Here is a 12,268-nt window from a genome sequence, read left to right as displayed (position 1 = left end):
CCGGGACCGGCGTCACGGGACCCGAAGACCGCGCCGGTACCGGACCGGCGTCACGGTGCCTGGCCGGAGGACCGCGTCACGGGACCCGAGGACCGGGACCGGCCTCACGGGCCCCGAGGATCCGCGTCACATCGTCGCGCCGGCCATCGTGCGGCAGGAGTCGGCGCAGCGCCGGCACGCCTCGGCGCAGCGCATCATCTGCTCGTCGTCCGGCATGCTCATACACGCCTCCGCGCACGTGTCGCAGGCCGTGGCGCACATCGCGCACATGTCGGGTGCGAGCGGGGAGCGGCGCATCATCATGTCGGCGCACAGCCGGGTCGTCTCGGCGCAGTCCATGAGCGCGCGCATGATCTGTACCGGGGCTTCGCCGCCCATCTGCAGGCAGTGGCTCATGGTCTGTTCGCACATGCTGTGGCAGGTCATGCACGCGTCGATGCAGTCCTGCATCTCCTTGCTCAGCGGGGCGGCGGCGGATTGCTGCGTCATGATTCCTCCCGGGAGTCCGCGAGGACCGGGGCGGCCCCCGCCCCTCCGTCCTACGCCCCTCGCCCCATGACCACCACAGGAACGGCCCCACCGTGGCCCCGGTTCCCACGCCCGTCGGGCGGCGCCCTGCTTGGGAGCGCCGACAACGGCAAGAAGAGGTATGGCGCCCCGGTCGGAGCGACCACGCCGGGAGGACTCGACGAGCGGCCCAGGGAGAGCATCCATGACCCAGGTGACACCGGACACGGAACCCGCACAGACACCGGAGGCGGAGCGCAAACGGCTGCGCAGACGGCTGGAGCGGCTGATCGGCATCGCGGCCACCGAGGGCAACGAGCTGGTGCCGTTGCGCAACGGCGACCGGATCTTCCCCGAGATGCTGGCGGCGGTCCGGGCCGCCGAGCACACCGTCGACATGATGACCTTCGTCTACTGGCGGGGCGACATCGCCCGGGAGTTCGCGGACGCGCTCTCCGAACGGGCCCGCGCGGGCGTGCGCGTCCGGCTGCTGCTGGACGGCTTCGGCGCCAAGGAGATAGAGCCCGACCTGCTGGACGCCATGCGGCGGGCCGGCGTCCAGGTGGCCTGGTTCCGCAAGCCGACCCGGCTGTCACCGATGCGGCAGAACCACCGCTGCCACCGCAAGGTCCTGGTCACCGACGAGCACACCGCGTTCACCGGCGGCGTCGGCATCGCCGAGGAGTGGTGCGGCGACGCCCGCGGCCCGGGCGAGTGGCGCGACACCCACGTGCGCGTCCGGGGGCCCGCCGTGGACGGGATAGCCGCGGCCTTCGCCCAGAACTGGGCGGAGTGCCACGACGACCTGTACGACGACCGCGACCGCTTCACCGACCAGGACCAGCCGGGCACCGCCACGGTCCAGGTGGTGCGCGGCTCGGCGAGTTTCGGCTGGCAGGACATGCAGACGCTGCTGCGGGTGATGATCACCTCGGCCCGCGAGCGCTTCCGCCTCTCCACCGCCTACTTCGCGCCCGACCCGTACTTCATCGGCCTGCTGGTCGACGCCGCCCGCCGGGGCGTGCGGGTGGAGATCCTGCTGCCCGGCCCGCACACCGACCAGCGCGCCTGCCTGCTGGCCGGACGGCAGCACTACGCGGCCCTGGCCGACGCGGGCGTGGAGGTACGGGAGTACCAGCCGACGATGCTGCACACGAAGATCATCACGGTGGACGGGGTGTGCTCCCTGATCGGCTCCACCAACTTCAACCGGCGCTCCCTGGAGCACGACGAGGAGGTCATGCTGGCCGTCCTCGACGAGGACTTCACCGCGACCCTGGACGCCGACTTCGACGCGGACCGCGAACGGAGCGAGCCGATCGACCCGAGCCGCTGGCGGCGCCGCCCGCTGCCCGCGCGGCTGGCCGAGGCCGCGGTCACCCCGATCCGGCGTTTTCTGTGAACCGGGGGCGATGAGTGTCCCCGCCCCGGGGAGTCCTCCCCCTGTCACCGATTTTCCTGGTCAGTGGGAGAGACAATGCCGCAATTGCTGAGAGTGCAGAACTTCAACGTCTCGAGTGACGGGATCGGCGCGGGCGAGGACCAGAGCCTGGAGCGTCCCTTCGGCCATGTGGACCCCGGTCGGCTCTTCGCCTGGGCCGGCGCGACCGCGAGCTGGCCGAACCGCACCGAGCCCGGCGGGACCCGGGGCATCGACGACTACTTCACCCGGGACTTCGCGAACAACATCGGCGCCGAGATCATGGGGCGCAACAAGTTCGGGCCCCAGCGCGGGCCCTGGCAGGACCACACGTGGCAGGGCTGGTGGGGCGACGAGCCCCCGTTCCACACCCCGGTGTTCGTCCTGACCCACCATCCGCGGCCGTCGATCAGGCTGTCCGACACGACGTTCCACTTCGTCGACGGCGACCCGGAGGAGGTGCTGGAGCTGGCACGTCAGGCGGCCGGCGGCAAGGACGTCCGGCTCGGCGGCGGGGTCACCACCGTGCGGGAGTTCCTCGACGCCGGTCTCGTCGACACCCTGCACGTGGCGGTCTCCCCGGTGGAACTCGGCTCCGGGCTGCGGCTGTGGGACTCCCCCGACGACCTGCTCGACCGGTACCACCTGGAGGTCGTGCCCAGCCCGAGCGGTGTGACGCACCACCTGTTCTGGCGCCGGTGACCCGCCCGCGCCGGGCCCGGACGGCAGTGGGGGGTGCCCCGGTCACCCGGGCACCCCCCACCTGTTCGCCCCGCCTGTCCGCCTCCGCCGCGGTTACGGCAGGTTACGGGCCATCACGATCCGCTGGACCTGGTTCGTGCCCTCGTAGATCTGGGTGATCTTGGCGTCCCGCATCATCCGCTCGACCGGGTAGTCGCGGGTGTAGCCGTAGCCGCCGAGGAGCTGGACGGCGTCCGTGGTGACCTCCATGGCGACGTCGGAGGCGAAGCACTTGGCGGCGGCGCCCTGGAAGGTCAGGTCGCTGTCGCCCCGCTCGGACTTGGCCGCGGCAGCGTAGGTCAGCTGGCGGGCGGCCTCGATCTTCATGGCCATGTCGGCGAGCATGAACTGGATGCCCTGGAAGTCGGCGATCGGCTTGCCGAACTGCTTGCGCTCCTGGACGTAGCCCTTGGCGTAGTCGAGGGCGCCCTGGGCGATGCCGAGGGCCTGGGCCGCGATGGTGATGCGGGTGTGGTCCAGGGTCTTCATCGCCGTGGCGAAGCCGGTGCCCTCCTCGCCGATCATGCGGTCGGCGGGGATGCGGACGTTGTCCAGGTAGACCTCGCGGGTCGGCGAGCCCTTGATGCCCAGCTTCTTCTCCGGCGCGCCGAAGGAGACGCCCTCGTCGGACTTCTCCACCACGAAGGCGGAGATGCCCTTGGAGCGCTTGGTGGGGTCGGTGACCGCCATGACGGTGTAGTACTCGGAGACGCCCGCGTTGGTGATCCAGCGCTTCACGCCGTTGAGGACGTAGTGGTCGCCGTCGCGGACCGCCTTGGTCTTCATGCCGGCCGCGTCCGAGCCGGCGTCCGGCTCGGAGAGGCAGTACGAGAACATCGCGTCGCCCTTGGCGAGCGGGGTCATGTACCGCTTCTTGAGGTCCTCGGAGCCGGAGAGCAGCACGGGCAGCGAGCCCAGCTTGTTGACGGCGGGGATGAGGGAGGAGGACGCGCAGGCGCGAGCCACCTCCTCGATGACGATGACGGTGGCGAGCGCGTCGGCACCGGCACCGCCGTACTGCTCGGGCACGTGGACGGCGTGCAGGTCGTTGGCGACCAGCGCGTCGAGGGCCTCCTGCGGGAAGCGTGCTTCCTCGTCCACCGCGGCGGCGTGCGGCGAGATCTTCGCCTCGGCCAGGGAGCGGACGGCCTCGCGGAGCATGTCGTGCTCTTCGAGCGGGCGGTACAGGTCGAAGTCAGCCGATCCGGCCAAGGTCTCTCACGCTCCAAAACGCGGCGGTACTGGCGCTAACTACTGTTAAGTAACACCAATTTTAGAGCTCCGCGCGCATTCGTGGATAGGTGAGCTTGACGACAGCGGCCCGCCTGCCCCGCGCAGCCCCTGCGCGCGGCCCGGATATGCTCGGGCGCGCACTGTGCCGTAGACCCCTGGAGCACCCCATGGCCCTCAAGATCACCGTGATCGGGACCGGTTATCTCGGCGCGACGCACGCCGCGGCCATGGCGGAGCTCGGGTTCGAGGTGCTGGGCCTCGACGTCGTCCCCGAGAAGATCGACATGCTCCGCCGCGGCGAGGTCCCGATGTACGAGCCGGGGCTGCAGGAGCTGCTGCGCCGGCACGTGGCCGGGATCGAGGGCTCCACCGGGCGGCTGCGCTTCACCACGGACTGGGCCGAGGTCGGCGAGTTCGGCGACGTCCACTTCGTCTGCGTGAACACTCCGCAGCGGCACGGCGAGTACGCCTGCGACATGTCGTACGTGGACGCCGCCTTCGCCTCGCTGGCCCCGCACCTGAAGGGTCCGGCCCTGGTCGTCGGCAAGTCGACGGTGCCGGTGGGGTCGGCGGACCGGCTGGCCGCCTACCTGGCGGAGCACGCCCCGGCCGGCGGGGACGCGGAGCTGGCGTGGAACCCGGAGTTCCTGCGCGAGGGCTTCGCGGTGAAGGACACGCTGCACCCGGACCGGATCGTGGTGGGCGTGCGCGGCGAGCGGGCCGAGAAGCTGCTGCGCGAGGTGTACGCGACGCCGATCGGTGAGGGGTCGCCGTTCGTGGTGACCGACTTCCCGACCGCCGAGCTGGTGAAGACGTCCGCGAACTCCTTCCTGGCGACGAAGATCTCCTTCATCAACGCCATGGCGGAGGTGTGCGAGACCGCCGGCGGCGACGTCGCCAAGCTGGCGGAGGCGATCGGGTACGACGACCGGATCGGGGCGAAGTTCCTGCGGGCCGGGATCGGGTTCGGCGGGGGCTGCCTGCCGAAGGACATCCGGGCGTTCATGGCGCGCGCGGGCGAGCTGGGCGCGGACCAGGCGCTGACGTTCCTGCGGGAGATCGACTCCATCAACATGCGCCAGCGGGGCCGGATGGTCGAGCTGACCCGGCAGGAGCTGGGCGGCGGGCCGTTCCTGGGCCGGCGGGTGGCGGTGCTGGGCGCGACCTTCAAGCCGGACTCGGACGACGTGCGGGACTCGCCCGCGCTGAACGTCGCCGGTCAGATCCACCTCCAGGGCGGCCAGGTCACGGTGTACGACCCGAAGGGCATGGACAACGCCCGTACGGTCTTCCCCACCCTGGGCTACGCCGATTCCGCGCTGGAGGCGGTGCGGGGTGCGGACGTGGTGCTGCATCTGACGGAGTGGCGGGAGTTCCGGGAGCTGGATCCGCGGGCGCTGGGCGAGGTGGCCGCGGAGCGGCTGATCCTGGACGGGCGCAACGCGCTCGACGCCGAGGTGTGGCGGCGGGCGGGGTGGCGTTACCGCGCGATGGGGCGGCCCACCGCCTGACGGGGCGGGGTCCGGCACCCCCCGGCCGAGACGGTGGACGCCGGTTCGGCCGAGGCTCAGTCGGCCGAACCGGCGTCCTGTTGCATTCTGCACCACGCGGGGCCGCCGGGGTGTGGCCACGGCCACTCCGCCGCTGAGGGCCCCGTTCGCCCTGCTGCGTTCACCCTGCTGCGGTTGCCCTGCTGCATTCGCCCCGCCGCATTCGTCCCGCCCCCGGCGCCGTTCCCCGGTCCGGGACGGGCCATGACGCCCGGGACGGGCCGTGGCGCCGGGACCGGCCGTGACGCCGTGCCGGGCCGCGCCGCCGTGACGGTCCGCGACGCCGGGTCGGACGGCCCCTCTCAGGCGCGCTCCGGCGTTCCCGCTCCCCCGCCGTCCGGTGACGGCCGCTCCCCCGTCCCCCGGGCCCGGTAGCGGCGCATCTTGGCGCGGGCCCCGCACACCTGCATCGAGCACCAGCGGCCCCGTCCGGCCGGGCTGCGGTCGTAGTACGCCCAGTGGCAGGTGACCGCCTCACAGGCCTTCAGCCGGGTCCAGGTGCCCGCGGAGACGGCTTCCGCCACGGCTGCGGCGATCCGGGAGAGCAGGGGTGCGCCGTCGAGGGGCGCGAGGGCGGCGGAGCCGTCGGCCGGGTCGACGGTGACGACGAGGGGTGCGGCGGCGAGCAGGTCGCCGAGCGGGGTCACCGGGCGGTGCGGCGGGTGGCCGGCGTGGGCGAGCAGCGTGGCGCGCAGCGATTCGCGCAGTTCCCGGGCAGCGGGGAGGTCGTCCTCGGTGAGCCCGAAGGGCGCGCGGCCGTCCGCGGTGTCGAGGGCGTCGGCGCCCGACTCCAGGTCCACCGTGTTGACCAGGGCCTGGATCAGGGCCGGTCCTCCGGGCGGGGCGGCTCTCTCACTCATGCGTGGACGGTACCTCTCGTCATTTCCCTTGCGAGGTTACCGGCTCTACGGGAGCATGCAGTAACCGTTACTGGTTACCCGCATCTGTAGGTAACCCCATGGAGGAGGAATCATGTCCGTAGCCAAGGTGGGCGCTGTCGTACTGGACTGTCCGGACCCGCGGGCCCTGGCCGGTTTCTACGCCGACGTGGTCGGCGGCACCCCGGAGGGCGAGGGCGACTGGGTGCAGGTGCAGGTGCCCGGCGGCCCGCTCCTCGCGTTCCAGGGCGCCCCCGGTCACGTGCCGCCGCAGTGGCCCGCGCCCGACCACTCTCAGCAGTTCCACCTCGACCTGGAGGTGGAGGACCTGGACGCGGCCGAGAAGGAGGTGCTGGCGCTCGGTGCCCGGCCGCTGGACACGGAGGACCGCACGCGGACCTTCCGGGTTTACACGGACCCGGCGGGGCACCCGTTCTGCCTCTGTGCCTGCTGACTCCGTACCTGCTGACTCAGCGCCTGCCGACCCGGGGAGGAACCATGGCCGCCGTGGCCCGTCTGCGCTCCGTCGTCGTCGACTGCCCCGACCCCCGTGAGCTGGCCCGCTTCTACGCGGCCGTCGGGGGCGGTGTCCCCGAGGAACAGGACGCGGACTGGGTGGTGCTCCAGATCCCCGCCGGGCCTCGGCTCGCCTTCCAGCGGGCCGAGGGGTACGCCCCGCCGGCCTGGCCGAGCGCCGACCACGACTCCCAGCAGTTCCACCTCGACTTCGACGCCGGCGGCACGTGGGCCGAGGTGGACGAGGCCGAGCAGAAGGTCCTGGCGCTGGGCGCGCGGGTGCTGGACCGGGAGGACGACGAGAAGAAGGGGTTCCGGGTGTACGCCGACCCGGCGGGGCACCCCTTCTGCCTGTGCCGCATCGAGCAGCCCTGACGGACCGGAACACCTCGCCGGCCCCGGGCCCGACGGGACGCGTCACCGGCCTGGGCCGGACGGGGAGTGACCGGTCTGGGCCGGACGGGGTGCGTGACCGCCCCGTTTCCGGGCCGGAGCGCGTTACCGGCCGCCGCCGTCGAGATCCGTGATCGTGGCCGTCGACGGGGGCCGCCGGTGCCGGGCCGCGCGGGCGGTGAAGTCCGCGGCGCGCAGCACCCGCTGCACGTTCCCCCAGGTCACGAGGCCCACCTCGGCCTCCGACCAGCCACGTCGCAGCAGCTCCGCGACGAGCGTCGGGTAGCCGGAGGTGTCGGGGAGTTCCTGCGGGTGGGCCGAGCCGGTGTCGTAGGTCCCGGAGAGACCGACGGACTCGGGCCCGGCCGTCCGGCGGACGTGGTCGAGGTGGTCGGCGACGTCCCGGACGGTCGGGCCTGCCTGTTCGGCGGTCAGCGGCACCAGGCACAGCCCGCCGGCCGCGCCCACCTCGGCGAGCAGGTCGTCGGGCAGGTTCGCCGGGTGGGGGCGCAGGGCGCAGGCGGCGGACCGGGTGAAGAGCGCGGGCGCCCGGGAGACGTCGAGGACCCGGCGGACCGTCCGGGCGGAGGCGTCGGTGAGGTCCGGCAGCACGCCCAGCCGGTTCATCTCCCGCACCACCTCCTCCCCGAAGCGGGTGAGCCCGGCGGGGCCCGCCCAGGAGGTGCCGTGCAGGGACAGCACCCGCAGTCCGAGGCCGTGCAGCGCGCGCAGCACCGCCAGCGAGTCACCCATCGCCGACGCCTGGACGGGCCCGAACAGCACGGCGATCCGGCCCCGGTGGCGGGCGTCGGCGACCTCACCGGCGCTGCCGGCCGGGAGCAGGCCCTCGTCGTGCGCGGTGACGACCGACCGGGCGAGGTCCAGCTGGTCCAGCGCGGCCACGACGGCGCGTCCGCCGTCCCCCGCGTCCGGCAGGTCCAGTGACCAGAACACCGCACCGACGTGTCCCGCCCGCAGCCGCGGCAGGTCCGCCTCGACGGCACTGTCCCCGAGGTCCAGGTCGTACCACGGCAAGGACCGCAGCACCTGCGGCAGCCCGCTGCACCCGTCGGCGACCGGGTGGACGGCGAGGACGGCGCGGGCACGGGTCAGCGGGCTGTCGTCCGGGCCGGAGAGGGGCGGGGCGGGGTCCGGGGGGACGACGATCCCCTCGTCCACGAAGGAGGGCGGCTCGGCCCGCTCGTCGAGGCGGCCGACCTCGGTCGCGGGGTGCAGGTCGTCCTGGAGATCGGCCATGACGGGCTCCGTACTCGTGACCTCGGGGCGCGGTCGCCGTGGCCGACCGCGTGTCCGTGTGCTCGCAGTGCTCGCAGTACGGCCACCGTGGCACGACGACCCACGAGAGTGCCTGGTGGGCGGGGCGTATGGGGGTACGGACGGCCGGGCCGGCGCGGCCGACGGCGCGGGCCGAACGCGCCGGCCGCAGCCCTCAGCCGTCGAGCGCCGCGAGTGTGGCGTTCGACGGGGCGCGGGTGGTGCGCAGGTCGCGGGACACGTCCTCGGCGGCGCCCAGGACCCGTACCGCGTTCTGCCAGGTCAGCTTGGCCAGGTCGGGTCGGGACCAGCCGCGGTCGAGGAGTTCCGCGAGGAGGTTGGGGTAGCCGGAGACGTCGTCCAGGCCGGCGGGGGTGAAGGCGGTGCCGTCGTAGTCGCCGCCGATGCCCAGGTGGTCGATGCCGGCGACCTCGCGCATGTGGTCCAGGTGGTCGGCGACCGTGGCCGTCGTGGCGACCGGGCGGGGGTGGCGCTCCTCGAAGGCGCGGTGCACCTTCATCGCCTCGGGGGTGGTGTCGAGGTGGTGGAAGCCGTGGGCCCGCATGTTCTCGTCGGCCGCGGCCGTCCAGTCGACGGCGGCCTGGAGCACGAACTTGGGCACGAACGTCACCATCGCGACGCCGCCGTTGGCGGGCAGCCGCTCCAGGACGTCGTCGGGGATGTTGCGCGGGTGGTCGCAGACCGCGCGGGCGGAGGAGTGGGAGAAGATCACCGGCGCGGAGGTGGCGTCCAGCGCGTCCCGCATGGTGGTGGCGGCGACGTGGGAGAGGTCGACCAGCATGCCGAGCCGGTTCATCTCCCGCACGACCTCGCGGCCGAACGCCGTCAGGCCGCCCGCCCGGGGCTCGTCGGTCGCCGAGTCGGCCCAGTCCACGTTGTAATTGTGGGTGAGCGTCAGGTAGCGCACGCCGAGGTCGTACAACCCCCGCAGGGTGCCGAGGGAGTTGGCGATCGAGTGGCCGCCCTCCGCGCCCATCAGCGAGGCGATGCGGCCGTCGGCCCGGGCCGCCTCCATGTCGGCGGCGGTCAGCGCGGGCGCCAGGTCCTTGGGGTGGCGTGCCAGCAACTGCCGTACGCAGTCGATCTGTTCGAGCGTGGCGGGCACGGGGTCCGGCTGGTCCGCGCGGACGTACACCGACCAGAACTGCGCGCCGACGCCGCCCGCCCGCAGCCGGGGGATGTCGGTGTGCAGGTGGGCGGACTGGTCGCCGGCGATGTCGCGGGCGTCGAGGTCGTAGCGGACCTGCTCGCGCAGCGCCCACGGCAGGTCGTTGTGTCCGTCGACCACGGGGAACTCGGACAGCAGCGCGCGGGCGTCGTCGAGGGACGTCATGGCACCCACTCCGCTCACTTGCCGAAGCCGAAGCCGGCGCCGGAACCCTCGGCCTTGGCCCGCAGGCGCTTGCCCTTCTCGGTGGCCTGGTCGTTCAGCTCCTGCTGGAAGTCCCGCATGCGGCCGAGGAGTTCCTCGTCGTGGGCGGCGAGCATGCGGACCGCGAGCAGGCCCGCGTTGCGCGCGCCGGCCACGGAGACGGTGGCGACCGGGACGCCGGCCGGCATCTGCACGATGGACAGCAGGGAGTCCATGCCGTCGAGGTGCTTCAGCGGCACGGGCACGCCGATCACGGGCAGCGGGGTGACCGAGGCGAGCATGCCGGGCAGGTGGGCGGCGCCGCCCGCACCGGCGATGATCGCCTTCAGTCCGCGGTCCGCGGCCTGCTCGCCGTAGGCGATCATCTCGCGGGGCATGCGGTGCGCGGAGACGACGTCGACCTCGTAGGCGATCTCGAACTCGTCGAGGGCCTTGGCGGCGGCCTCCATGACGGGCCAGTCGGAGTCCGACCCCATGACGATGCCTACGACCGGGCTCGGGCTCATTCGGTGATCGTCCCTCTCAGGTATCCGGCTGCGTGACGGGCGCGCTCCAGCACGTCGTCGAGGTCGTCGCCGTAGGTGTTGACGTGACCGACCTTGCGGCCGGGCTTCACGTCCTTGCCGTACATGTGGATCTTCAACCGCGGGTCGCGGGCCATGCAGTGCAGGTACGCGGAGTACATGTCCGGGTAGTCGCCGCCCAGGACGTTGACCATGACCGTCCACGGGGCGCGCGGGCGCGGGTCGCCGAGCGGCAGGTCGAGGACGGCGCGCACGTGGTTGGCGAACTGCGAGGTGATCGCGCCGTCCATGGACCAGTGGCCCGAGTTGTGGGGGCGCATCGCCAGTTCGTTGACGAGGATGCGGCCGTCGCGGGTCTGGAACAGCTCGACCGCGAGGTGGCCGACGACGTCCAGCTCCTTGGCGATGTTCAGCGCCATCTCCTCGGCGCGCAGCGCCAGCCCCTCGTCGAGGCCGGGCGCGGGCGCGATCACCGTGTCGCAGACACCGTCGACCTGCTGCGACTCGACGACCGGGTAGGCGACGGCCTGGCCGTGCGGGGAGCGCACCACGTTGGCGGCCAGCTCGCGCACGAAGTCGACCTTCTCCTCGGCGAGCACGGGGACGCCGGCCTTGAACGGCTCGGCGGCCTCGGCCTCGGAGCCGACGACCCACACGCCCTTGCCGTCGTAGCCGCCGCGGACGGTCTTCAGCACGACGGGGAAACCCTCGCCCTCCGCGGCGAACGCGGCCACGTCGCGCGGGTCGGCGACGATGCGGTGCCGCGGGCAGGGCACGCCGATCGCGTCCAGCTTCGCGCGCATCACGCCCTTGTCCTGGGCGTGCACCAGCGCGTCGGGGCCGGGGCGGACGGGGATGCCGTCGGCCTCCAGGGCGCGGAGGTGCTCCGTGGGGACGTGCTCGTGATCGAAGGTGATCACGTCGCAGCCGCGGGCGAACGCGCGCAGCGTGTCCAGGTCGCGGTAGTCGCCCACGACGACGTCACCGACGACCTGCGCCGCGGAATCCTGCGGAGTGTCGCTGAGGAGCTTGAACCTGATGCCGAGCGGGATGCCCGCCTCGTGTGTCATACGAGCGAGCTGACCCCCGCCGACCATGCCGACTACCGGGAATGTCACCTCCCCAGGGTATCCGCCGCGGCGCGGTGGCCGGTTCCGTCGGGTGCCGCCCGCCCGGTCCGCCGCACGTCGCGCCCGGCGGGGCCCGTCGTCCGGCCCGTCCACCGGTGGTTTCCGGCCCGTTCGTCCATCCGTCCGCAGGAAGATCGCGCGAGCGGGTGGTTAGCATGGCTGGGTTGACGCATCCGACGGACGGGAGCCTGCTGGCGATGGAACGCGGTTCCTCGGGGCTCCGACGGCTCTGCCGCGAAGTGGCCAAGTTCGGCGCGGTGGGCGGGGCCGGTGTGCTGGTCAACCTGGGTGTGTTCAACTTGGTGCGCCAGGTGACCGACCTCCAGGTGGTGCGGGCGAGCGTCATCGCGACGATCGTGGCGATCGTCTTCAACTACGTGGGCTTCCGCTACTTCACCTACCGCGACCGCGACAAGACCCGGCGCACCCGGGAGATGTCGCTGTTCCTGCTGTTCAGCGCGGTCGGCCTGGTGATCGAGAACGGTGTGCTCTACACCGCGACGTACGGCTTCGGCTGGGACAGCCCGCTGCAGAGCAACATCTTCAAGTTCCTCGGCATCGGCGTGGCCACGCTGTTCCGCTTCTGGTCCTACCGCAGCTGGGTGTTCCGGGCGCTGCCGGTGCGCGAACCCGCCGTGGGCCCGGTCGCCGGGGGCGGCCCGCGGGGCGCCGCACCCCGCCAGCCCGTGCCGTAGGCGCCGGTTCCGC

The 12,268-nt window shown here is 72.7% G+C and carries 13 protein-coding genes; 6 read left to right on the top strand and 7 right to left on the bottom strand.

Annotation, left to right across the window (positions count from 1 at the left end):
- Positions 1 to 126: 126 nt before the first annotated feature.
- Positions 127 to 489, bottom strand: coding sequence for a four-helix bundle copper-binding protein (locus AB0F01_RS29255; protein ID WP_362101821.1), 363 nt, complete (start codon positions 487 to 489; stop codon positions 127 to 129).
- Positions 490 to 712: 223 nt separating this feature from the next.
- Here AB0F01_RS29255 and AB0F01_RS29250 point away from each other — a divergent pair, with 223 nt between their 5' ends.
- Both AB0F01_RS29250 and AB0F01_RS29245 read left to right on the top strand, forming a co-directional pair.
- Positions 713 to 1,909: a phospholipase D-like domain-containing protein gene (locus AB0F01_RS29250; protein ID WP_362101818.1), complete on the top strand. Its 1,197-nt coding sequence runs from the start codon at positions 713 to 715 to the stop codon at positions 1,907 to 1,909.
- Positions 1,910 to 1,984: 75 nt separating this feature from the next.
- Positions 1,985 to 2,629, top strand: a complete 645-nt coding sequence (locus AB0F01_RS29245) for a dihydrofolate reductase family protein (RefSeq protein ID WP_362101815.1) — start codon at positions 1,985 to 1,987, stop codon at positions 2,627 to 2,629.
- 93 nt (positions 2,630 to 2,722) lie between these two features.
- Here the strand turns inward: AB0F01_RS29245 and AB0F01_RS29240 are convergent, their stop codons facing one another.
- Positions 2,723 to 3,880, bottom strand: a complete 1,158-nt coding sequence (locus AB0F01_RS29240; RefSeq protein ID WP_362101812.1) for an acyl-CoA dehydrogenase — start codon at positions 3,878 to 3,880, stop codon at positions 2,723 to 2,725.
- Between the two features lie 188 nt (positions 3,881 to 4,068).
- Between AB0F01_RS29240 and AB0F01_RS29235 the strand changes: the two genes are divergently transcribed.
- Positions 4,069 to 5,412, top strand: a complete 1,344-nt coding sequence (locus AB0F01_RS29235) for a UDP-glucose/GDP-mannose dehydrogenase family protein (protein WP_362101809.1) — start codon at positions 4,069 to 4,071, stop codon at positions 5,410 to 5,412.
- 341 nt (positions 5,413 to 5,753) lie between these two features.
- Here the strand turns inward: AB0F01_RS29235 and AB0F01_RS29230 are convergent, their stop codons facing one another.
- Entirely contained in the window at positions 5,754 to 6,311 is a 558-nt protein-coding gene (locus AB0F01_RS29230; protein ID WP_362101806.1) for a CGNR zinc finger domain-containing protein, read from the bottom strand.
- Between the two features lie 112 nt (positions 6,312 to 6,423).
- On the opposite strand from AB0F01_RS29230, the gene AB0F01_RS29225 reads away from it, so the two are divergent.
- Positions 6,424 to 6,783: a VOC family protein gene (locus AB0F01_RS29225; RefSeq protein WP_362101803.1), complete on the top strand. Its 360-nt coding sequence runs from the start codon at positions 6,424 to 6,426 to the stop codon at positions 6,781 to 6,783.
- A gap of 44 nt (positions 6,784 to 6,827) precedes the next feature.
- A complete protein-coding gene (locus tag AB0F01_RS29220; RefSeq protein ID WP_362101800.1) occupies positions 6,828 to 7,220 on the top strand; it encodes a VOC family protein in 393 nt (130 codons plus the stop codon).
- Positions 7,221 to 7,343: 123 nt separating this feature from the next.
- Here the strand turns inward: AB0F01_RS29220 and AB0F01_RS29215 are convergent, their stop codons facing one another.
- The 4 genes from AB0F01_RS29215 to AB0F01_RS29200 form a co-directional block, all read right to left on the bottom strand.
- Complete coding sequence (locus tag AB0F01_RS29215; RefSeq protein WP_362101798.1) at positions 7,344 to 8,495, bottom strand: dipeptidase; 1,152 nt, start codon at positions 8,493 to 8,495, stop codon at positions 7,344 to 7,346.
- A gap of 193 nt (positions 8,496 to 8,688) precedes the next feature.
- Positions 8,689 to 9,867 carry a dipeptidase gene (locus AB0F01_RS29210; protein WP_362101795.1) on the bottom strand — a complete coding sequence of 393 codons (1,179 nt, stop codon included), beginning with the start codon at positions 9,865 to 9,867 and terminating at the stop codon, positions 8,689 to 8,691.
- A gap of 14 nt (positions 9,868 to 9,881) precedes the next feature.
- Complete coding sequence (gene purE / locus AB0F01_RS29205; RefSeq protein WP_362101792.1) at positions 9,882 to 10,412, bottom strand: 5-(carboxyamino)imidazole ribonucleotide mutase; 531 nt, start codon at positions 10,410 to 10,412, stop codon at positions 9,882 to 9,884.
- Positions 10,409 to 11,548: a 5-(carboxyamino)imidazole ribonucleotide synthase gene (locus AB0F01_RS29200; protein ID WP_362101789.1), complete on the bottom strand. Its 1,140-nt coding sequence runs from the start codon at positions 11,546 to 11,548 to the stop codon at positions 10,409 to 10,411. Before AB0F01_RS29200 ends, purE begins: the two co-directional genes overlap by 4 nt.
- A gap of 209 nt (positions 11,549 to 11,757) precedes the next feature.
- Here AB0F01_RS29200 and AB0F01_RS29195 point away from each other — a divergent pair, with 209 nt between their 5' ends.
- A complete protein-coding gene (locus tag AB0F01_RS29195) occupies positions 11,758 to 12,255 on the top strand; it encodes a GtrA family protein (protein WP_362101907.1) in 498 nt (165 codons plus the stop codon).
- Positions 12,256 to 12,268: the final 13 nt, after the last annotated feature.

Origin of the sequence: Streptomyces sp. NPDC029526, assembly GCF_040637405.1 — a bacterium.
Taxonomy (GTDB): Bacteria; Actinomycetota; Actinomycetes; order Streptomycetales; family Streptomycetaceae; genus Streptomyces.
The sequence above is the reverse complement of the archived record's forward strand: the minus strand, read 5'-3'. Positions and strand labels throughout refer to the sequence as shown.

Excerpts from the sequence above, each read along its gene's own strand:
- AB0F01_RS29255 (WP_362101821.1), bottom strand. The coding sequence starts at position 489 with ATGACGCAGCAATCCGCCGCCGCCCCGCTGAGCAAGGAGATGCAGGAC.
- AB0F01_RS29250 (WP_362101818.1), top strand. The coding sequence starts at position 713 with ATGACCCAGGTGACACCGGACACGGAACCCGCACAGACACCGGAGGCG.
- AB0F01_RS29245 (WP_362101815.1), top strand. The coding sequence starts at position 1,985 with ATGCCGCAATTGCTGAGAGTGCAGAACTTCAACGTCTCGAGTGACGGG.
- AB0F01_RS29235 (WP_362101809.1), top strand. The coding sequence starts at position 4,069 with ATGGCCCTCAAGATCACCGTGATCGGGACCGGTTATCTCGGCGCGACG.
- AB0F01_RS29230 (WP_362101806.1), bottom strand. The coding sequence starts at position 6,311 with ATGAGTGAGAGAGCCGCCCCGCCCGGAGGACCGGCCCTGATCCAGGCC.
- AB0F01_RS29225 (WP_362101803.1), top strand. The coding sequence starts at position 6,424 with ATGTCCGTAGCCAAGGTGGGCGCTGTCGTACTGGACTGTCCGGACCCG.
- AB0F01_RS29220 (WP_362101800.1), top strand. The coding sequence starts at position 6,828 with ATGGCCGCCGTGGCCCGTCTGCGCTCCGTCGTCGTCGACTGCCCCGAC.
- AB0F01_RS29215 (WP_362101798.1), bottom strand. The coding sequence starts at position 8,495 with ATGGCCGATCTCCAGGACGACCTGCACCCCGCGACCGAGGTCGGCCGC.
- AB0F01_RS29210 (WP_362101795.1), bottom strand. The coding sequence starts at position 9,867 with ATGACGTCCCTCGACGACGCCCGCGCGCTGCTGTCCGAGTTCCCCGTG.
- purE (WP_362101792.1), bottom strand. The coding sequence starts at position 10,412 with ATGAGCCCGAGCCCGGTCGTAGGCATCGTCATGGGGTCGGACTCCGAC.
- AB0F01_RS29195 (WP_362101907.1), top strand. The coding sequence starts at position 11,758 with ATGGAACGCGGTTCCTCGGGGCTCCGACGGCTCTGCCGCGAAGTGGCC.